This is a genomic window from Bradyrhizobium cosmicum, from assembly GCF_032290525.1.
Taxonomy (GTDB): Bacteria; Pseudomonadota; Alphaproteobacteria; order Rhizobiales; family Xanthobacteraceae; genus Bradyrhizobium; species Bradyrhizobium cosmicum_A.
This window is the reverse complement of the sequence record NZ_JASXTA010000011.1, coordinates 1-20,007: the sequence shown is the minus strand read 5'-3', so window position 1 is coordinate 20,007 and position 20,007 is coordinate 1. Positions and strand designations below refer to the sequence as shown.

Sequence of the window (20,007 nt, the reverse complement as noted above, 5' to 3'; positions counted from 1 at the left end):
CTACGCTTTTCAAGCCCAATTAAGGACTTGCGCCCGGACGGAATCTAGGCCGAGACGGCATGGCGGAGCTCGCCATGGCGCTCGCGGAACAGCTTGTCCTCCCAGGCCAGCGCGTGCGCGGCGATGGTCTCGAGGTCGTCGTATTGCGGATTCCAGTCGAGCAGGCTGCGGATGCGGCTGGTGTCGGCGACCATGGTCATGATGTCGCCGGGCCGGCGTGGGGCGTATTGCACGGCGAAGCTGCGGCCGGACACCCGGCGCACCGCGTCGATGGTTTCCAGCACCGAATAGCCGCGGCCATAGCCGCAATTCAAGGTCGTCGAGGCGCCGCCATTGCGCAAATAGGCCAGCGCCGAGCGATGCGCCTGCGAGAGGTCCGTGACATGGATGAAGTCGCGGATGCAGCTGCCGTCCTGGGTCGGATAGTCGGTGCCGAACACGTCGATCTTGGCGCGCTGGCCGGTCGCGGCTTCCACCGCGATCTTGAGCAGATGCGTTGCGCCGACGGTGGCAAGGCCGATGCGGGCCTGCGGGTCGGCGCCGGCGACGTTGAAATAGCGAAGGGTCACGCACTGCATGCCGTAGGCGGCGGCGACGTCGTGCAGCATGATCTCGGTCATCAGCTTCGACGAGCCGTAGGGCGACAGCGGCCGCGTCGGCGCGTGCTCGGGCACCGGCACCTGGTCCGGATTGCCGTAGACGGCCGCGGTCGAGGAGAAGATGAAACGGCCAATGCCGCGCTTGACCGCGACGTTGAGCAGATTGCGCGCGGTCGTGAAGTTGTTGCGATAATAGCCGAGCGGGTCGCGCATCGAATCCGGCACGACCACCGAGCCCGCGAAATGGATGATGCTCTCGATGTTGTGCTGGGCGATCACGCCTTCGAGCAGGTTCTCGTCGCCGGCATCGCCTATGAACAGCGGCACGCCTTCCGGCAGGTAGGCGGAAAAACCGGTGGAGAGATCGTCGATCACGACGACGTCCTCGCCGGCTTCCGCCAGCGCCAGGACCGTATGACTTCCGATATAGCCGGCGCCGCCGGTGACTAGCACAGTCATGGTCTCACCCGTCCTCGATCAACGCTCCAAGCTAACGTTTGCGTGGTGAAGAGGGGGTATCGGCGCGGCTGAACTGGTCACTATGCTTAATGTTGCGTATAGGAGCTTTCCGAAACGGAGCGTGACGTGGCGAAGACCCCCGGCGACCTCGAAGTGATCGTGCCAAATCTGCACAGGCGCTATTCCGGGGTCACCGCGACCAACCGGATGGTGGCGCCGCGGCTGGCGAAACTATATCGCGCCGCGTGGTTCGGCTCTGACGCGCCGGAGGGAATCGCGCGGCTGCGCAGCGCCGATGTCCTGAAGTTGTGGCGCCGCAAGCGGCCGTTGATCTGGCACGCGCGGCGCAACAACGAGATGATCGCAGGCGTGGTGCTGCGCGCGCTCGGCTGGCCGCTGAAACTCGTGTTCACCTCGGCGGCGCAGCGGCATCACAGCTGGATCACGCGCTGGCTGATCCGGCGCATGGACGCGATCGTCGCGACATCGGATTTCTCGGCGTCGTTCCTGAAGGTGAAGGCGACGGTGATCCCGCACGGTGTCGACACCGAAATCTACGCGCCGCCGATCGACCGCGTCGCGGCCTTCTCGGAAAGCGGCTTGCCGGGCCGTTACGCCATCGGCTGTTTCGGCCGCGTACGTGCGCAGAAGGGCACCGATGTGTTTGTCGACGCGATGTGCCGGCTGTTGCCGCGCTATCCCGATTTCACCGCCGTCATTGTCGGCCAGGTCACGCCCGAGCAAACGCCCTTTGCGAACGATCTGAAGAAACGCATCGAAGCCGCCGGCCTGCAATCGCGCATCGTCATCACCGGCGAGTTGCCGATCGAACAAGTGCAGCGCTGGTACCAGCGGCTGACGATCTACGCCTTCACCTCGCGCAACGAAGGCTTTGGCCTGACGCTGATCGAGGCGATGGCGGCCGGCAGCGCGCTCGTCGCCGCGCGCGCCGGCGCGGCGGAGCTCGTGGTGGAGGATGGCGTGAGCGGCGTGCTGGTCCCGACGGGTGATGCCGATGCGCTCGCTGCGGCGCTGGAGCCGCTGATGCGCGATGTGGCTGCGGCGACCGCGATGGGCGAGCGCGGACGGGCACGGGTGCTCGAACGCTTTAGCCTCGATGCCGAGGCGGCGCGGATCGGCGAGGTCTATCGGCCGCTGCTCTGAGCCGCCTCAAACAAAAATCGCGAAAACAACCCCATGCACAGTAGCCGGTGCTAGCGGAATCAATGGCTTGGCGCGCGGTCCAGTGATCTGCGGATTTTACGAAGCCTGTTTGACTCGTCGGGCAAAACAGTGGCAGGATGCCATCATCGGCGCGAGGCCTCAGGTCGTGGCTTTCGCCATATCCTCCCGCAACACCCGCTCCGCAATCCCCACCACCTCGCTCGCCGCGATATCCCGCATGCAGCGGTGATCGTTCATGTTGCAGATCGTGCTCTGGCAGGGCTGGCAGGACAGCACGCTCTTGTCCTGGACCACGGTTGCCGCGAGGCCGTTGAGGGGGGCCCAGAGATAGGGGCTGGTCGGGCCGAAGATGCCCATGGTGGGCGTGCCGAGGGCGGCTGCGATGTGCATCAGGCCGGAATCGTTGGAGATGGCGACGCCGGCTGCGGCCATGGCGAGCACGCCGTTGCGCAAATCGGTGCCGGTGAGGTCGCGGACATCAGGGCCGCCCGCCGCGACGATCTCCTGGGCCAGCCCCTTCTCCGCGGGGCCGCCGACCACCCAGACCTCCAGCCCGCGCTCGACCAGCAAGCGGGCCGCTTCCGGATAGTAGGTCCAGCGCTTGGAGATGCCGACCGAGCCGGGGGCGAGCGCCACGGCGGCGCCGGCGCCGGCGCCGAGGCCGTTGGCCTGCCGCCAGCGGACGATCTCCTCGGCCGGAACCCGGAGTTGCGGCACGGGCCATTCGGCCGGCAGGGGCGCACCGTCAGGCTGGGCGAGAGCGGCGTTCTTGTCGATGAAGCGGGGCAGCTTCTTCTCGCCCCAGCGCCAGCGGTTGATCAGGCCGAACCGGAACTCGCCGACGAAGCCGACCCTTTCGGGAATGCCGGCCAGCGCCGGCGCTATGGCGGCCTTCCAGGTCCTCGGCAGCACCAGGGCGGTGCCGTAATTCCGTTCGCGCAGGAGCTTTGCCAGGGCCAGTTGGCGGCCTACGGCCAGCCGGCCGCGGGGCAGGTCCCAGACGATGCCAGCGCGCACGCCGGGCATGTAATCGACCAGCGGGGCGCACAGGGACGTCGTCAGGAGATCGACCGGCCGGTTCGGCCAGCGCTCCTTCAGGACCCGGACCACGGTGTGATTCCGGACGAAATCGCCGATCCACATATAGGGGACGATCAGAATCGGGCGCGTGTCGCTCCGATCTGCATTTCCGCTAAGTTGCGAATCTTTGTTCATTCGTTAATGGGACCGAAGCGTGCTGACGTGGCGGTTCGGTTAGCCGCTCCCGGCCGGCAGGTAAAGCCGGCTGAAGGCCAATGCCAAAACCGCTTACACTTTGGCGGATCATGCGCTAGGGCAGGACGGGCCGCAGAATTCGGGCAGGGCAAAACCTGGCAGGGTAGGTGGAATGTTGCTGGTGACCGGCGGGGCCGGTTTTATCGGGTCGAATGTCGTGGCCGCGCTCAATGACGCCGGTCGCAGCGATGTTGTGGTCTGTGATCTCCTCGGCAGCGAGGGCAAGTGGCGGAACCTGGCCAAGCGACAGCTTGTGGATATCGTGCCCCCCTCTGAAATTCCCGACTGGCTGAAGGGCCGCAAGCTCGATGCCATGATCCATCTCGGGGCGATTTCCGAGACCACTGCGACCGACGGCGACCTCGTGATCGAGACCAATTTCCGCCTGTCGATGCGCCTGCTCGACTGGTGCACGGCGAATACCGTACCGCTCATGTACGCCTCGTCGGCGGCGACCTATGGCGACGGCGCAGCGGGCTTCGACGACGACGCCTCGCTGCCCGCTCTGAAAAAACTGCGGCCGATGAATCTCTATGGCTGGAGCAAGCATCTGTTCGATCTCGCGGTCGCCGAGCGCGTCGCGCGCGGCGAGAAGCTGCCGCCGCAGTGGGCCGGGCTGAAATTCTTCAACGTGTTCGGCCCCAACGAGTACCACAAGGGCTCGATGATGAGCGTACTGACGCGCCGCTTCGACGACGTGAAAGCGGGCCGGGTCGTGCAATTGTTCAAGTCGCACCGCGAGGGCATCGCCGACGGCGAGCAGCGCCGCGATTTCATCTATGTCGACGACGTCGTGCGCGTCGTGATGTGGCTGCTGGCGACGCCATCGGTGTCTGGCCTCTTCAATGTCGGAACCGGCACAGCGCGCAGCTTCAGGGATCTGACGTTGGCTGCCTATGCCGCGCTCGGCAGCAAGCCCAACATCGAATATGTCGACATGCCCGAAAGCATCCGCGGCAGCTATCAATACTTCACCCAGAGCAAGGTCGATCGTCTTCTCCGTGCCGGTTATAACGGCGGCTTCACGACGCTCGAGGATTCGGTGAAAGCCTATGTCGGGGACTACCTCGACCGGCCCGACCGTTTCCGCTGAGGCTCCAGGACCATGCCGACGCCCATTCTCGATTTCGATGCCCTCACGCAAGCCATCAGCGGCCGCACGGTGCTGTGCATCGGCGACATCATGCTCGACGAATTCGTCTATGGCGAGGTGTCGCGGATCTCGCCGGAAGCACCGGCGCCTGTCATCGCGGCCAATCGCAGCGAGATCCATATCGGCGGCGCCGGCAACGTCGCGCGCAATGTCGCCTCGCTCGGCGCGCGCTGCATCTTCGTCGGCCTCGTCGGTGAGGACGATTCCGGCAGGCGGCTCGCCTCGGCGCTCTCTGAACATGGTGCCATCGAAAGCGTGCTGGTGTGCGACCCGTCGCGGCCGACTACGCGCAAAGTCCGCTTCGTGTCCGAGCATTTCTCCACGCACATGCTGCGCGCGGATTGGGAGCAGGCGGTGCCTGCTTCCGATGACACCGAGTCGAAGCTGATCGAGGCGATCCTGCCGCAGATTGTCCGCGCCGACATCGTGCTGCTCTCCGACTACGCCAAGGGCGTGCTGACCGCGCGCGTGATCCGCAACACGATCGACGCTGCCCGCAAGCTCGGCAAGCCCGTGATCGTCGATCCCAAGAGCCTGAACTGGGCGATCTATCGCGGCGCCACGCTTCTCACGCCCAACCGCAAGGAATTTTCGGAAGCGACGCGAAGCCGCGCCGACACGCCGCAGAGCATCGTGGATGCCAGCGAGGACGTGATGCGGCTCGCCGACTGCGAGGCGATCCTGGTCACGCAAGGCGAGCACGGCATGACGCTGGTGCCGCGCCATGGCGCGGCCGTTCATGTTCCGGCTTTCCCCGTGAAGGTGCGCGACGTCTCCGGTGCCGGTGACACCGTTGCCGCAGCGCTCGCGGTCTCGCTCGCCACGGGCGCCGATTGGGATACGGCGCTGCGCATGGCCAATGCCGCCGCCGCCGTCGCCGTCGGCAAGCAGGGTACCGCCAGCGTGAGCACGGCCGAGCTGCGGCGGAAGATCCTGCCGCATGCGTATCTGGCGGCCGAGGAGAAGATCGTGCTCGAACCTGATAGGCTCGACGCGCAACTGGCGGAATGGAAGCGGCAGGGCTTGCGGGTCGGCTTCACCAATGGCTGCTTCGACATCCTGCATCCCGGCCACGTCAAGGTGCTGACCGCGGCGCGCTCCGCCTGCGACCGCCTGATCGTCGGCCTCAACAGCGACGCTTCGGTGCGGCGGCTGAAAGGCGAGGAGCGTCCGGTCCAGGACGAGCGCGCGCGCGCGGAAGTGCTTGCGGCGCTCGAAGCTGTCGACCTCGTCGTCATCTTCGAGGAGGACACCCCGATCGATTTGATCACCCGGATCAGGCCGAGCGCGCTGGTGAAGGGCGGCGACTACACCCGCGAGCAGGTGGTCGGCCACGAGGTCGTCGAGGCGGCCGGAGGAACCGTCGTGCTGGTCGACATCCTGCAGGGCTTCAGCACGACGGCACTCGTCCATCGCGCGCGCGGAGGGGATAAGTGACGGCGCTCGCCCGCGAGACGACGGCCGCGATGTTCTGGCGACGCCTGCGCAGTCCGGCCGCCTGGGGCGAGACGGTCGACCTGTTCGCGCTCCTGACCGCGGCCTCGCTGCCGTGGTCGACCTCGCTCGCGGCGATCTTCAACGTCGCGTTCCTGGTCTGCATGGTGCCGTTCCTCGACGTTCGTGCCTTCCTGCAATCGCTGAAGCGTCCGATCGCTGCCGCGCCGATCGCGCTCGTCTTGCTCGCACTGATGGGAACGCTGTGGTCGGATGCGGCCTGGGGCGCGCGCCTCTATGCGCTGAGCCCGACGGTCAAGCTGCTGGTGCTGCCCGTGCTGCTCTATCATTTTGAACGATCTCCGCGCGGACACTGGATCTTTATCGCCTTCCTCGTGTCCTGTGCACTGCTCTCGGTGATGTCGTGGCTGGTCGTCTTCTATCCCGGCCTGTCGCTGAAACCCTATGATCCCCTCGAGCGCGGCATCTTTGTCAAGAACTACATCGACCAGAGTCAGGAATTCACGCTGTGTGCGGTCGCGCTCGCGTATCCCGTGATGATGCTGCTGCGTGAGAAGCGCTACTGGCTCGCCGGCTTGCTCATCACGCTGGCGCTGAGCTTCCTGGTCAACATGGCCTTCGTGGTGGTCTCGCGCACCGCCCTAGTCACCGTGCCCATCATGCTTGCCGTGTTCGCGCTGCTGCATTTGAGATGGCGCAGCATCGCGATCATCTGCGTTGCCCTGCTCGCCGGCGCCGTCCTGGCCTGGCAGGCTTCGCCGCAATTGCGCAAGACCGCAGACACGTTCTCCCGAGACTATCGGCTCTACATGGAGGAGAACGTTCCGACGTCCATGGGCGAACGCCTCGAATATTGGCGGCATTCAATTCAGTTTTTTATGCAGGCTCCGTTTGTGGGGCATGGTACCGGATCCTCCCAGGGACTGTTCGAGAGAGCTGCCAAAGAGCCCTCATGGGTTCAGGGCGTCAGGGTCTTTCCGAATCCGCATAACCAGACGTTGCATGTCGCCGTGCAGTGGGGCGTCATCGGCATCTTCGTTCTCTACGCGATCTGGGTCTTTCATTTCCTGCTGTTTCGCGGCGACGGGCTGGCTCATTGGATCGGGCTTTTGGTCGTGGTCCAAAACCTCTTCACCTCGCTGTTCAACTCCCATCTGTTCGACTTCCACGAGGGCTGGATGTACGTCATCGGCGTCGGCGTTGCCGGCGGCATGGTGCTCCGGACACAACAGGCCGGAGCGAAGATGGGGGAAGCCGGTTCCTGAACGGCCGCGCGGCTGGCAACTCCGGTCGAGATGGGCTATCAGCGCGGTCAGGTTGCACCCAACGGGATATTCATCGGTCGGCGGATGACGCGTCTTTCGCATCTCACCTTGCGCAATTTCATGATCGCGCTCCACGACCTGCTGGCGACCACGGCGGCGCTGTTCGTCGCCTTCTATCTGCGTTTCGAGGGCGGCGACGGCTTCTACGACCGCCTGCCGCTGCTGTTCCAGATCCTGCCCTACTTCCTCGCCTTCAGCGTGGTCGTGTTCTTCCTCTTCAACCTGACCACGACGAAATGGCGGTTCATTTCGCTACCTGACGCGCTGAACATCATCCGCGTCGCGACCGTGCTGACGGTTGCCCTGCTGGTGCTCGACTACATCTTCGTCGCCCCCAACGTCCGCGGCGCCTTCTTCCTCGGCAAGATGACGATCGTCCTGTACTGGTTCCTCGAGATTTCCTTCCTCAGCGCGCTACGCATGACCTATCGCTATTTCCGCTATACGCGGGTGCGGCGTCATGCCCGCTCGGTAGATGCCGCACCGACGCTGCTGATCGGCCGCGCGGCGGATGCCGAGGTGCTGCTGCGCGGCATCGAGAGCGGGGCGATCAAGCGTATCTGGCCGGTCGGCCTCCTGTCGCCGTCGAACTCCGATCGCGGGCAGTTCATCCGCAACGTGCCTGTGCTGGGCGGCATCGACGATATCGAAGATGTCGTCGCCGACTTCGCCAAGCGTAACAAGGCGATCGCGCGCCTCATTATGACGCCCTCGGCGTTCGAACCGGAGGCGCATCCGGAATCGATCCTGATGCGGGCGCGCAAGCTGGGTGTCATCGTCAACCGCATGCCTTCGCTGGAGAGCGGCGATACGCCGCGCCTCACCGCCGTCGCGGTCGAGGACCTGCTGCTGCGGCCGAGCGAGACGATCGACTATGCGCGGCTCGAAGCCCTGATCAAGGGCAAGGCTGTCATTGTCACCGGCGGCGGCGGCTCGATCGGCTCCGAGATCTGCGAGCGTGTCGTCGCCTTCGGCGCCGCGCGGCTCCTGATCGTGGAGAATTCCGAGCCGGCGCTCTACGCCGTCACGGAAGCGCTCGCGGCACACGGCGCGGCGGCCGCGATCGAAGGGCGGATCGCGGACATCCGCGACCGCGAGCGCATCATGCGCCTGATGGCCGAGTTCAAGCCTGACATCGTGTTCCATGCCGCCGCGCTCAAGCACGTGCCGATCCTGGAGCGCGACTGGAGCGAGGGCGTCAAGACCAACATCTTCGGCTCAATCAACGTCGCCGATGCCGCGCACAGCGCCGGCGCCGAAGCCATGGTGATGATCTCGACCGACAAGGCGATCGAGCCGGTGTCGATGCTCGGCCTCACCAAGCGCTTCGCCGAGATGTACTGCCAGGCGCTCGACCACGATCTTGCGGCAGGTCGCGGCGGCGCGAGGCCACCGATGCGGCTGATCTCGGTCCGGTTCGGCAATGTGCTGGCCTCGAACGGCTCGGTGGTGCCGAAGTTCAAGGCCCAGATCGAAGCCGGTGGGCCGGTGACGGTGACGCATCCCGACATGGTCCGCTACTTCATGACCATCCGCGAGGCCTGCGATCTCGTCATCACGGCGGCAACGCACGCGCTCGGAACGCAGCGTCCCGACGTCTCGGTCTACGTGCTCAACATGGGCCAGCCGGTGAAGATCGTCGATCTCGCCGAGCGCATGATCCGTCTCTCCGGCCTCCAGCCCGGCTACGACATCGAGATCGTGTTCACCGGCATGCGACCGGGTGAACGGTTGCACGAGATCCTGTTCGCCTCCGAGGAACCGACCCGCGAGATCGGCGTCGCCGGCATCATGGCCGCGCAGCCGAACGAGCCGCCGATGCAGACGCTGCGCAAGTGGATCGCGGCGCTCGAGCAGGCGATCGCCCGGGACGATCGCGCCACCATCAGGACCATCCTGAAGGACGCGGTGCCGGAATTCGGGTCGACCGCGGCCTGACCATGCAGCCTCAAGGCAAGATCGTCGTAGCGAGTCAGCATTACCCGCCGGATCCGAGCACGACCGCGGCGATCATGGCCGAGATCGCCTGCCGCGTCGCGGCGGACCACGAGGTCGTGGTACTGTCGGGCTCGCCAGGCGCATTGCCGACTTCGCAGACCGGCCCCGGCAAGCCGCGCGTCGTCGCCGTCAAGAACAAGATGGCGGGAAAGGCTGCGCTGGTGCGGCGCGGCGGATCCGAGCTGCTGTTCGCTTCGCGCACGTTCCTCGCATTGATCCGAGAGCTTAAGGCTGGCGACGTCGTGCTCACCGTCACGGCGCCGTTCATGCTGCCTTATGCCGTTGCCGCGGCAGCAAGGTTGAGGGGCGCGCGCTCCGCACTGATCATGCACGACCTGTTTCCCGACGTGCTGGTGATGGCGGGACTCCTGAAGCCCGGTTCCATCGTGACGCGAACGATGCGCGCCGCCAACAGCCTGATGTTCCGCGCGCTGAATGCCGTCATCACCATCGGCCGCGATGCGGAGCGGCCGCTCCTGAGCTATTCCGGCATGACGCGAAACAAGATCCGCTTCATCCCGAACTGGGCAACGCTCGCGCCCGGGCCGCGTCCGATCACGTCGGACAATCCGTTCCGCAAGGCGCTGTCGGCGCGTTTCGTCGTCGGCCTGTCGGGCAATCTCGGTTTTACCCATGATCCGGACATCGTGTTCGAGGCGGCGCGCCTGCTGAAAGACGAGCCGGACATTCACTTCCTGCTGTCCGGCTGGGGCATCGGCTTTACGCGGCTGAAGCAGTTGCAGGCCGAGGCGAACCTCGCCAATGTCTCCTTCGTGGCGCGGGTCGAGGATGCCGAGCTCGAGGCCTTCCTGGCGTCTGCCAATCTCTGGATCATTCCGTACCGGAAGGAGGTTGCGGGAGTGTCGGTGCCGAGCCGGTTCTACAATCTGCTGGCGGTCGGACGTCCCGTGGCGCTGGTATCCGAGCCGGAGGCCGAGGCTGCCCTGACGGTGGTGGAGAACGGGCTCGGCTGGGTCGTGACGCCGGGCCGCGCCGATCAGCTCGCGGATGCCATCCGCGCGGCGTCCCGGGCAGACGGCGGCGCGATGGCGGAACGCGCGGTGAAAGCCGCCTCGAAGTTCGACCGGACCGTCGCGATGAACGCCTATGCCGGCCTGATGGACGAATTGTTGCACAACCCTGTTCTGGCGGAGCAACGATGAGCGAGCACAAGCCAGTCGTGCTGGTGACGGGAGCGAGCGGCTTCGTCGGCCGTCATGTCGCGCCCGCGCTGGCGCGCGAGGGATGGTCGGTCCGCCGCGCGGTACGCGGGCCGGAGGGGATCGACGACGAGGTCGTGATCGAATCGATCGGCCCCGATACCGACTGGACGGCCGCGCTCGAAGGCGTGGATGCCGTGGTCCATCTCGCCGCGCGCGTTCATCACAAGCACGAGGAGCACGCCGTCCAGCTCTACCGCAACGTCAACATCGCCGGCACGCTGCATCTGGCGCGCTGCGCGGCGACGGCGGGCGTGCGCCAGTTCATCTTCGTCAGCACCGTTCTCGTGCACGGCCGTAGCAATGAAGGCCGTGCGCCGTTCAGCGAGAACGACATCCTCACGCCGCGCGGCCTCTACGGCATGTCCAAGGCTGCCGCCGAAGCGGGCTTGAGGACGCTGGCGCGCGACAGCGACATGAAGATCTCGGTGATCAGGCCGCCGCTGGTCTATGGCGCGGGCGCCAAGGGCAATTTCGCGCTGCTGACGCGCGCGGTGAATCTGGGACTGCCGCTGCCCTTTGCCGCGATCCACAATCAGCGCGCGTTCCTGGCCGTGCAGAACCTGTCGTCGTTCATCCTGCGCCGGCTGGCTCACCCCGATCCTGCGAGCAGTTTCGAGATCTTCCTGGTGGCCGACAGGGAACAAGTGTCGACGCCCGAATTCATCGAGCGGCTGGCGAAGGCGGCCGGCAAGAACTCGCGCCTGTTCGGCATGCCGCCGGACTTGCTGAGCACGCTGCTCAGCGTGATGGGCCGGCAGGATACGCATGACAGTTTGATCGGCTCGCTCGAGCTCAACCTTTCGAAAGCGATCGCGACCGGCTGGCAGCCGCAGGTCTCCCTCGACGAGGGCTTGCGGCTGGCGCTGTCGACTCAGGAGCCCTGACGGCGGGAGAAGCGGCGCAGCACCAATCCGATCGCGATTGCGCCAGCGATAAGCGCGAGCAATGTGGCCGCCATCGAGCCGGCGCGAACGGTGACGATCGCAAGCACCGCCAGCACGATATTGAGCGCCAACACTTCGCCGGTCACGCGCGGAACGGTGAAGCCGTTGTCGGTCGCTCGCTGATAGAAATGCGAACGGTGCGCCGACCAGAATTGCTCGCGCCGCGCGACGCGGCGAAACAGCGTGATGGTGGAATCCGTGAGGTAATAGGCCGGCAACAGCAGTGCGGCGGCCGGCTGTCCGTGCCAGGCCAGCTCCAGCAGGCACCAGCCGAGCAGAAGGCCGATCGGCAGGCTGCCGACATCTCCCAAGAACACCTTTGCGACCGGCTTGTTGAACGGCGCGAAGCCGAGCATGGCACCGCACAGCGTCGTTGCGATCAGCGCGGCGGGCCATGAGAGCTCGCCGAGCCATCCGAGCAGCAGCAGCGCCGCGGTGACCGGCACCACTTCCGCCACCGTCATCAGGTCGAGCCCGTCCATGAAGTTGACGAGGTTCACGAACCAGATTCCGGCGAGCAGGATGAAGCCGCGCTCCAGCGCGAGCGGCAGCGCCGGCACGATGCGCGACGTCTCGGGCGCCGTGAACACCACCGCACCGACGCAGGCGGCCTGCAGCACGAGCCGCACCGGCACCGGAAGCGACACGATGTCGTCGGCGAATCCGACCAGCGCGATCACGATCGTTGCAATGACCAGCGCCGGCGGGATCGCAATGTTCGCCCAGGCCGCCCACATTGATGCGACCAGCAGCGTTGCGGCGATCACCGCGATGCCGGCGCCTTGCGGCGTCGGGATGCGATGCGACGAGCGCGCATTCGGCCGCGCCAGCGCGTAGCGCTGGAGCAGAGGACGGCTGGCCCAGGTGACGAGGGCCGAGATCAGCGCGGCAATCGCGAGGGCAAGCAGCGAGGGCACGGTGACAACGACATCACTGGCCGGGTTCACTCGGGGACCCCGAGCTGCGCCGAGCCCTGCGCGGCTTTCTCCGCGCTGAGGATCCAGACGAGGCCGCCGAACGCGCCAACGATGAAGGATACCGCGCCGAACAACAGCGAGATGTTGACGCCTTCATTGGCGGCAAGCCCGGCGAAGCCGAAGGCGAGGCCCATGGTCGCCTCGCGGACGCCCCAGCCGGCGATCGAGATCGGCATCAGAGTGATCAACATCACCGGCGGCACCAGCAGGAAGACCTGGGCGAACGTGACGGGTGCAGCGATCGACTGCACCACGCACCAGGCGATGACGACGGCGAGCACGTGCACGAGCAGCGACAGGATCGCGATCACAGGTCCGCGCCTGGCGTTGAAGATCACGCGGTTGGCGATCACGGCGCAGGCGTGGATGTGGTGGGTGGCCCACCAGGTCTTCAGCCACCGCCATTTCAGCACGCCGAAGACCAGGAAGCCGATCCCGCCGGCGAGCGCGGCGAGGTCGACGAGCAGCAGGGCCGAGCGTCCGTGCGGATCGGTGATCAGCTGGTAGCTCCAGGGCAGGCTCGCCACGATGAGAATGGCCAGCGCGACGAGGCCGATCGCACGATCGACGAAGATCGAATAGGTGGCCGCCCGCCATCCGGCGCCGGCGCGCGCGACCAGCCACAGCCGGACCGCATCGCCGCCGATCGCGGAGGGCAGGGTCTGGTTGAAGAAGGCGCCGATCACGTTGTAGCGCATGGCCCGGGCGAGCTCGAGCGGCGCGCCGCATTCGGCGCTGATCTCGCGCCAGCGCAGCACGCCGACGAAGATTTGCAGGAACGTGATCGCGATTGCCATGGCGATCCAGAGCAGGCTGGTCGCAGTGAATCGCGAGAACAGTTCGGTCAGATCCACCTTGCGCAGCGCCAGGTAGAGCAGCGCTGCGGAAATCAGGATTTTAGCCGTCGACAGCAGGATTCGGCGCATCTCGCCCGCTTGAACAGGGTTTGCGAAGATTTCAGGCAACCCGACGCAGGACGCCGAATTCGGCCGCTTTGGTATGGTCTTGGCGCCGATCTTGCAATAGCCGTCGTGAAGAGCCGTCGTGAAGAGGGCTCTCGGGCTATTGCGACCCCCTCGATATCGCGGCTAAAGAGGCGCCGTGAACTAGGGATGCCGCGGGAACAGGATGACGGATCAGGCGATTTTGGTCACGGCTGCCGCCGGCTTCATCGGCGAACGAGCTGATGGCGCAGTCCCACAGCCATCTCGACCGGCTGCCGGTGACGGGCCTTCGCTTGTTCACCGTCTACGGCCCGTGGGACGGCCCGATATGGCCGTGTTTCTGTTTGTGAACGCCATCATGTCGGGCCGGCCGATCCGGCTCTTTAACCATGGCAAAATGCGCCGCGACTTGACCTGTATTGACGATGTTGCCCGTGTAGTATCCAAGCTCATCGATCGGGTGCCGCGGATGACCCGGCTGCCGCAAATGCGCCGTCTAAGGTCTACAATGTGGGCAACCACCATCCGGAAGAGCTGATGCATGTCGTCGGACTTTCTGGAGCAGGAGCTGGGTCGGACGGCGATCAAAGAATTGCTGCCGATGCAGCCGGGAGACGTTTTGGAAACGTTCGCGGATGTCGAGAATCTGATGCGCGATACCGGCTTTGCACCGTCAACGCCGATCGCGCACGGGGTTCGCAATTTTGTCACCTGGTATCGGGACTACTTCAAGGTTTGAAATGACGATGGACAAACGCATTATCCCCCTGATCATGTGCGGCGGTGCCGGAACGCGGCTGTGGCCGGCTTCGCGCGAGGTGCGCCCCAAGCAATTCCTGCCGCTGTTCGGCACGCGCTCGACCTTCCAGGACACGCTGCTGCGCGTGTCCGACGCCTCGCTGTTCGATCGTCCGATCGTCATCACCAACGCGTCCTACCGGTTCATGGTGCTGGAGCAGCTCGCCGAGATCGGCATCGAGGCCGACGTGATCCTCGAGCCGATGCGGCGCGATTCCGGCCCGGCGATCGCCGCGGGCGCGGTGTTCGCGCAGAACCGCGCCAGTGAAGCGATCGTGCTCGCGCTCGCCGCCGATCACGTGGTGCAGGACAATGCCGCCTTCGTCGCGGCCTGCCGCGAGGGCCTTACCGCCGCCAGCGCCGGGCGCATCGTCACCTTCGGCGTCAAGCCGGAGCGGCCGGCGACCGAGTACGGCTATATCAGTCCGGGCGAGGCGATCTCCGGCACGGTGCACGCGGTCGCGCGCTTCGTCGAAAAGCCTGATGCGGTGAAGGCCGCCGACTACGTCAATTCGGGCTACCTCTGGAACAGCGGCAACTTCATGTTCCCGGCTAGCGTGCTGCTCGACGAATACCGCAGGGTCGACACGGCGAGCGTGGAGGCGATCTCCAATGCGGTGGCCAATGCCGGCCGCGATCTCGGCTTCGTGACGCTGGAGCCCGTGGCGTTCGGCGCGGCGAAGGCGATCTCGATCGACTACGCCGTGATGGAGAAGACCTCGCGCGCCGCCGTCGTGCCGGTGTCCTGCGGCTGGTCCGATGTCGGCTCCTGGCATGCGGTGTGGGAGCTGTCGGAGAAGGATGCGCAGGGCAACGCCTCGCACGGTGCTGCGGTGTTCGAAGATTCGCGCAACTGCAATGTCACCACCGACCAGGCGCTGGTCGCGCTCGAAGGCGTCGACGACCTCATCGTGGTCGCGACCGCGGATGCGGTGCTGGTCTCGCGACAGAAGGATGCCAACGGCCTGAAGCGTCTCGTCACCAAGCTCAAGACGGTCGCACCGAAGGTCACCGAGGAGCACCTCAAGGTGCACCGGCCCTGGGGCAGCTACCAGTCGGTCGACAATGGCGAGCGTCATCAGGTCAAGCGCATCGTGGTGAAGCCGGGCGGGCGGCTGTCGCTGCAGAAGCACCACCATCGCGCCGAGCACTGGATCGTGGTCCGCGGCGCGGCCCGGGTCACCGTCAACGAGACCGTCAAGACGGTGCACGAGAACGAATCCATCTACATCCCGATGGGCGCGGTGCACCGGATGGAGAACCCCGGTAAAATCATGCTGGAGCTCATCGAGGTCCAGACCGGCAGCTATCTCGGGGAAGACGACATCATCCGGATTGAAGACGACTATCAAAGGTCGTAACCAGCCAGCTCCGAATCACGCGACCCGGGCCGGAAAGGCGGTCCCTTTTTCGGCTTAAGGCCCGGGGAACGTGTAATTTTTTGAATCAAATCGTGTCCGGCCCATAAGGGCGGCATTCGCCACAAGTGTGGCGCCCGTGCTAGAAGCGGCCCGGGGATTTGCGTTGAATCGGGGTTTGCTCAGATGAGTTCCAAAGGATCAGCACCGGCAAGGGCCGGCTTGCGCGTCGGCGTCATTGGCGCGGGCGTGATGGGCAGCAACCACGCGCGCGTGCTCGCAGGGTTGCCCGACGTCACCCTCGTCGGCGTGGTCGATCCTTCGCCGGTGCACCTGACGCGCGCCACCGAGCTTGCCGGCTGCGAGGGGTTCGAGACCATCGAGCAGCTCTTCGCTGCCGGGGTCGATGCCGTCACCATTGCTGCGCCGACCCATCTGCATCACGAGGTCGCGCTCGCCTGCATCGCCAACAACATCCACGTGCTGGTCGAGAAGCCGATCGCCTCCACGGTCGTGGAGGGTCGCGAGATCGTCGCCGCCGCGCAAAAGGCCGGCGTGACGCTGATGATCGGCCATGTCGAGCGCTTCAACCCGGCGGTTGCCGCGGTCAAGCAGGCGATCGCGGGCGAGGACATTCTCTCCATCGCGATCACGCGCGTCGGCCCGTTCCCGCCGCGCATGTCCAATGTCGGCGTCGTCATCGATCTGGCCGTGCACGACATCGACCTGATCCGCTGGTTCACCGAATCCGACATCGTCGAGGTGCAGCCGCAATTGTCGAGTGCGGTCGCCGAGCGCGAGGACATCGCGCTCCTGCAGTTCCGCACCGCCAACGGCGTGCTGGCGCACATCAACACCAACTGGCTGACGCCGTTCAAGGCGCGCAGCGTCACGGTCGCGACCCGCGGCAAGTACGTGATGGGCGATCTGCTGACGCGCCAGGTCACCGAATGCTTCGGCTTCAAGCCGGATGGCAGCTATTCGATGCGGCATCTGCCGGTCGGGCACGACGAGCCGCTCCGCGCCGAGCTGATCGCGTTCCTCAACGCCGTGCGTAGCGGCGAGATTCCGGCGGTGACCGGCGACGAAGGCGTCGCCAGTCTCGAGATCGCCACGCAGTGTCTGGAGACGGCGTCGCGGCCCGCGGCGACGTCGCCCGCCCGCAAGGGCCCGCGCCGCGTTGCCGGCTGATCCCTTTCCATGTCGATTTCTCAAGCTTCGCAAGACAATCAGCAGGGCGCCATGAACCAGCATCTGCGTTCCGAACCCATTCCCTTCATCGACGTCGCTTCGCAGCGCCGCCGGCTCGGTGCTTCGCTCGACGCGGCCGTGAAGCGTGTTCTCGACCATTGCCAGTTCGTCAACGGCCCCGAGGTCGCCGAGCTCGAGAAGCAGCTCGCGGCCTACTCCGGCGCCAAGCACGTGATCGGCTGTGCCAGCGGCACCGACGCCATCCTGATGGTGATGATGGCGAAGAATGTCGGGCCCGGCGATGCCGTGCTGTGTCCGTCCTTCACCTTCATCGCGACGGCTTCGCCGGTGGCGCGGACCGGCGCGACGCCGGTCTATGTCGACGTGGACGAGGCGACCTTCAACATGAGCCCGGAATCGCTCAAGCGCGGCATTGCGACCGCCCGCAAGGCCGGCCTGAGGCCGGTCGCGGTCATCCCGGTCGATCTGTTCGGCCAGCCCGCCGATCACGACGCCATCGCCGAAATCGCCAGGGCCGAAGGCCTGTTCGTGCTCGACGACGCCGCCCAGGGGTTTGGCTCGAGCTACAAGGGCCGCAAGCTCGGCACGTTCGGGCTCGCCACCGCGACCAGCTTCTTCCCGGCAAAACCGCTCGGCTGCTTCGGCGACGGCGGCGCGATCTTCACCGATGACGACGAACTGGCCGCGACGCTGCGCAGCATCCGCGTGCACGGGCAGGGCGTCGACAAATACGACAACGTCCGCCTCGGCCTGACCGGCCGGCTCGACACCATGCAGGCCGCGATCCTGATCGAGAAGCTGAAGATTTTTGACGACGAGATCGCCGCCCGCAACAAGGTCGCCGAGCGCTACGCGCGCGGTCTGTCCAACGTGGTCACCGTGCCGCGTCTTGCGCCGGGCAATACCTCGGTCTGGGCGCAGTACACGATCCGCCTGCCTGAGGGCACCGACCGCGACGGCTTTGCCGCCGCGCTGAAGGCCCAGGGCGTGCCGACCGCGATCTATTACGGCAAGTCGATGCATCAGCAGACCGCCTACAGGCAGTATCCGGTCGCCGACGGCGGCTTGCCGGCTTGCGAGAGCCTGTCGCAGGACGTCATCAGCCTGCCGATGCACGCCTATCTGACCGAAGCCGACCAGGAGCGGATCATCGCCGCCGTCCGCGGCGCGATCGCGGGCTGATTTAAGCGTTCCTGTTACGTTGGTCGTCATGCCCGGGCTTGTCCCGGGCATCCACGTTCTTTGAGTGCGTGGTAAGGCGTGGATGGCCGGGACAAGCCCGGCCATGACGCTGCGGTGACCGTCGGCGCCCCTAGCGCGCATTTCATGTGCGATTTGCAGCCGGGGAGGGTGAACCTTCCGCCGCGGCTTGCCCTAGACCTAATCGCGCCATGCTCTAAAACAGACGCATGCTCGGACGCATCTTCACGGTTGGTGGTTACACGCTGCTCTCGCGGCTGACGGGATTTGCCCGCGACATCATGCTCGCGGCGATCCTCGGCGCCGGCCCGGTGGCCGACGCCTTCTTCGTGGCGCTGCGGCTGCCCAATCACTTCCGCGCGATCTTTGCCGAGGGCGCCTTCAACGCCGCCTGGGTGCCGGCCTATGCGCACGTCCATGGCGAGCGCGGGGCGGGCGCGGCAAAACTGTTCGCCGACCGCATCTTCACGCTGCTGCTGGCCTCACAGGTCGTGCTGCTGATCGTCGCCTGGCTGTTCATGCCGCAGGCCATGAGCATTCTGGCGCCTGGCTTTTCCGAGGACGCCGAGCAGCGCAAGCTGGCGATCGAGCTCACGCGGATCACCTTTCCCTATCTGCTGCTCATCACGCTGGTGACGCTCTACGGCGGCATGCTCAACGTCATGCAGCGTTTTGCCAGCGCCGCGGCCGCCTCGATCTTCCTCAACATCTCGATGATGATGACGCTGGCGCTGGCCGCCTGGTTTCCAAGTGCGGGCCACGCCGCGGCCTGGGGCGTCCTGATCTCGGGCTTTTTGCAGTATTTCCTGCTCGCAGGCGATCTCGCCCGCCATGGCGGGCTGCCGCGCTTTGCACCGCTCAGGCTCGACGAAGACATCCGCGGCTTCTTCAAAGCACTGGGGCCAGCGACGCTGGGATCGATGGGCACGCAGGTCGCGCTGTTCGCCGACACCATTATCGCGACCTTCCTGCCCGCAGGCGCGCTGTCGGCGCTCTATTACGCCGACCGCCTCAACCAGTTGCCGATCGGTGTGATCGGCATTGCCATCGGCACGGTGCTGCTGCCGGAGATGTCGCGGCGGATCACGGCCAACGACCATGACGGCGCGATGAAGGCGCAGCGACGCGCCTTCGATTTCACGCTGCTGTTCTCCGTGCCGTTCGTCGCAGCCTTCCTCACCGTGCCCGATGAGATCATGCGCGCGCTGTTCGCCCGTGGCGCGTTCTCGAAGGCCGATGCCGCCGCCGCCGGTGCGACGCTCGCGGCCTATGCGATTGCCCTGATTCCGGCTGTGCTGATCCGCAGCGCGATCGCGACCTTCTATGCGCGTAAGGATACCGCGACGCCGGTCCGCGCGTCGTTGGCGGGCATCGCCGTCAACGTCGCGCTGAAGTTCGCCTTGATGGGGTCGCTCGCCCAGATCGGGCTTGCGCTGGCAACCGCCGTGGGGATCTGGACTAATCTGCTGCTAGTGCTCTTCTTCGCCGTGCGGCGCGGATTTCTCGTGTTGGATCGCGCCTGGCTGATGTCGCTCGCCAAATTCCTGCTGACCGGAATCATTATGGCCGCTGCCTTCTGGATGATCGCGCGTTTCAGCGGTGTCTATTTTGCCTCGATGCCTTTCCGGGACGAATTGACGCTCGCGCTATTGGCCGTTGGAGGAGCGATCGTCTATGCGCTCGTGGTCCTCGTGTTGTTCGGCCGCCGCTGGTTAGTCTCGCTTGTGCGCGGCTAGGCGAGCTAGGAGATGTGCTCATAAACTCGCGCTGCACTTCGTGTGACGTCCGCTCTGCCTCCGATACCGGCCGTGTTGACGCACTTCACCCTAAAGCGTGATGGCATTAAGTTCGATAGCCTGAATTTTTGAGATAGTTGGCGCATTCCTCGGGTGTGAAAGCGTC

At 65.6% G+C, this 20,007-nt stretch carries 15 protein-coding genes and 1 pseudogene; 12 read left to right on the top strand and 4 right to left on the bottom strand.

Features of this window, described 5'->3' with window-relative positions:
• Nucleotides 1-44 precede the first annotated feature (44 nt).
• The gene (gene galE, locus QSV46_RS20250; RefSeq protein ID WP_314955284.1) at nt 45-1,058 is read right to left on the bottom strand and encodes a UDP-glucose 4-epimerase GalE; all 1,014 of its coding nucleotides are present in this window, start codon (nt 1,056-1,058) and stop codon (nt 45-47) included.
• Between the two features lie 126 nt (nt 1,059-1,184).
• Here galE and QSV46_RS20245 point away from each other — a divergent pair, with 126 nt between their 5' ends.
• Nucleotides 1,185-2,222: a glycosyltransferase family 4 protein gene (locus QSV46_RS20245; RefSeq protein WP_314955281.1), complete on the top strand. Its 1,038-nt coding sequence runs from the start codon at nt 1,185-1,187 to the stop codon at nt 2,220-2,222.
• A gap of 159 nt (nt 2,223-2,381) precedes the next feature.
• Here the strand turns inward: QSV46_RS20245 and waaF are convergent, their stop codons facing one another.
• On the bottom strand, nt 2,382-3,458 hold the full coding sequence (gene waaF / locus QSV46_RS20240; protein WP_314955279.1) for a lipopolysaccharide heptosyltransferase II: 1,077 nt from the start codon (nt 3,456-3,458) through the stop codon (nt 2,382-2,384).
• A 172-nt stretch (nt 3,459-3,630) separates the two neighbouring features.
• Between waaF and rfaD the strand changes: the two genes are divergently transcribed.
• The 6 genes from rfaD to QSV46_RS20210 all read left to right on the top strand — a co-directional run bounded on the left by rfaD (nt 3,631) and on the right by QSV46_RS20210 (nt 11,556).
• A complete protein-coding gene (gene rfaD, locus QSV46_RS20235) occupies nt 3,631-4,611 on the top strand; it encodes an ADP-glyceromanno-heptose 6-epimerase (RefSeq protein ID WP_314955276.1) in 981 nt (326 codons plus the stop codon).
• A gap of 12 nt (nt 4,612-4,623) precedes the next feature.
• Nucleotides 4,624-6,108, top strand: a complete 1,485-nt coding sequence (gene rfaE1 / locus QSV46_RS20230; protein WP_314955274.1) for a D-glycero-beta-D-manno-heptose-7-phosphate kinase — start codon at nt 4,624-4,626, stop codon at nt 6,106-6,108.
• Entirely contained in the window at nt 6,105-7,391 is a 1,287-nt protein-coding gene (locus QSV46_RS20225; protein WP_314955270.1) for an O-antigen ligase family protein, read from the top strand. Before rfaE1 ends, QSV46_RS20225 begins: the two co-directional genes overlap by 4 nt.
• A gap of 84 nt (nt 7,392-7,475) precedes the next feature.
• Entirely contained in the window at nt 7,476-9,389 is a 1,914-nt protein-coding gene (locus QSV46_RS20220) for a nucleoside-diphosphate sugar epimerase/dehydratase (protein ID WP_314955267.1), read from the top strand.
• Between the two features lie 2 nt (nt 9,390-9,391).
• A complete protein-coding gene (locus QSV46_RS20215; protein WP_314955264.1) occupies nt 9,392-10,612 on the top strand; it encodes a glycosyltransferase family 4 protein in 1,221 nt (406 codons plus the stop codon).
• Nucleotides 10,609-11,556 carry an NAD-dependent epimerase/dehydratase family protein gene (locus tag QSV46_RS20210; RefSeq protein WP_314955261.1) on the top strand — a complete coding sequence of 316 codons (948 nt, stop codon included), beginning with the start codon at nt 10,609-10,611 and terminating at the stop codon, nt 11,554-11,556. The genes QSV46_RS20215 and QSV46_RS20210 overlap by 4 nt, the downstream gene beginning before the upstream one ends.
• Here the strand turns inward: QSV46_RS20210 and QSV46_RS20205 are convergent.
• A complete protein-coding gene (locus tag QSV46_RS20205; RefSeq protein WP_314955259.1) occupies nt 11,544-12,563 on the bottom strand; it encodes a glycosyltransferase family 4 protein in 1,020 nt (339 codons plus the stop codon). The genes QSV46_RS20210 and QSV46_RS20205 overlap by 13 nt on opposite strands.
• The gene (locus QSV46_RS20200; RefSeq protein ID WP_314955257.1) at nt 12,560-13,519 is read right to left on the bottom strand and encodes a lysylphosphatidylglycerol synthase transmembrane domain-containing protein; all 960 of its coding nucleotides are present in this window, start codon (nt 13,517-13,519) and stop codon (nt 12,560-12,562) included. The genes QSV46_RS20205 and QSV46_RS20200 overlap by 4 nt, the downstream gene beginning before the upstream one ends.
• Nucleotides 13,520-13,767: 248 nt before the next feature.
• Between QSV46_RS20200 and QSV46_RS20195 the strand changes: the two are divergent.
• The 5 genes and pseudogenes from QSV46_RS20195 to murJ all read left to right on the top strand — a co-directional run.
• A pseudogene (locus QSV46_RS20195) lies at nt 13,768-14,276 on the top strand (NAD-dependent epimerase/dehydratase family protein); the annotation flags it as partial.
• A 7-nt stretch (nt 14,277-14,283) separates the two neighbouring features.
• Nucleotides 14,284-15,696 (top strand): mannose-1-phosphate guanylyltransferase/mannose-6-phosphate isomerase, encoded by a 1,413-nt coding sequence (locus tag QSV46_RS20190; RefSeq protein ID WP_314955255.1) that lies wholly within the window; start codon nt 14,284-14,286, stop codon nt 15,694-15,696.
• A 183-nt stretch (nt 15,697-15,879) separates the two neighbouring features.
• Nucleotides 15,880-16,884 carry a Gfo/Idh/MocA family oxidoreductase gene (locus QSV46_RS20185; RefSeq protein ID WP_314955253.1) on the top strand — a complete coding sequence of 335 codons (1,005 nt, stop codon included), beginning with the start codon at nt 15,880-15,882 and terminating at the stop codon, nt 16,882-16,884.
• Between the two features lie 51 nt (nt 16,885-16,935).
• Nucleotides 16,936-18,087 (top strand): DegT/DnrJ/EryC1/StrS family aminotransferase, encoded by a 1,152-nt coding sequence (locus tag QSV46_RS20180; RefSeq protein WP_314955251.1) that lies wholly within the window; start codon nt 16,936-16,938, stop codon nt 18,085-18,087.
• A 227-nt stretch (nt 18,088-18,314) separates the two neighbouring features.
• Nucleotides 18,315-19,841, top strand: coding sequence for a murein biosynthesis integral membrane protein MurJ (gene murJ, locus QSV46_RS20175; protein WP_314955248.1), 1,527 nt, complete (start codon nt 18,315-18,317; stop codon nt 19,839-19,841).
• The last annotated feature ends 166 nt before the right edge of the window (nt 19,842-20,007 follow it).

What these genes read in the sequence shown, in the direction of transcription:
- galE (WP_314955284.1), bottom strand. Translation starts at nt 1,058, where the DNA reads ATGACTGTGCTAGTCACCGGCGGCGCCGGCTATATCGGAAGTCATACG.
- waaF (WP_314955279.1), bottom strand. Translation starts at nt 3,458, where the DNA reads ATGAACAAAGATTCGCAACTTAGCGGAAATGCAGATCGGAGCGACACG.
- rfaD (WP_314955276.1), top strand. Translation starts at nt 3,631, where the DNA reads ATGTTGCTGGTGACCGGCGGGGCCGGTTTTATCGGGTCGAATGTCGTG.
- rfaE1 (WP_314955274.1), top strand. Translation starts at nt 4,624, where the DNA reads ATGCCGACGCCCATTCTCGATTTCGATGCCCTCACGCAAGCCATCAGC.
- QSV46_RS20220 (WP_314955267.1), top strand. Translation starts at nt 7,476, where the DNA reads ATGACGCGTCTTTCGCATCTCACCTTGCGCAATTTCATGATCGCGCTC.
- QSV46_RS20215 (WP_314955264.1), top strand. Translation starts at nt 9,392, where the DNA reads ATGCAGCCTCAAGGCAAGATCGTCGTAGCGAGTCAGCATTACCCGCCG.
- QSV46_RS20210 (WP_314955261.1), top strand. Translation starts at nt 10,609, where the DNA reads ATGAGCGAGCACAAGCCAGTCGTGCTGGTGACGGGAGCGAGCGGCTTC.
- QSV46_RS20200 (WP_314955257.1), bottom strand. Translation starts at nt 13,519, where the DNA reads ATGCGCCGAATCCTGCTGTCGACGGCTAAAATCCTGATTTCCGCAGCG.
- QSV46_RS20190 (WP_314955255.1), top strand. Translation starts at nt 14,284, where the DNA reads ATGGACAAACGCATTATCCCCCTGATCATGTGCGGCGGTGCCGGAACG.
- QSV46_RS20185 (WP_314955253.1), top strand. Translation starts at nt 15,880, where the DNA reads ATGAGTTCCAAAGGATCAGCACCGGCAAGGGCCGGCTTGCGCGTCGGC.
- QSV46_RS20180 (WP_314955251.1), top strand. Translation starts at nt 16,936, where the DNA reads ATGAACCAGCATCTGCGTTCCGAACCCATTCCCTTCATCGACGTCGCT.
- murJ (WP_314955248.1), top strand. Translation starts at nt 18,315, where the DNA reads ATGCTCGGACGCATCTTCACGGTTGGTGGTTACACGCTGCTCTCGCGG.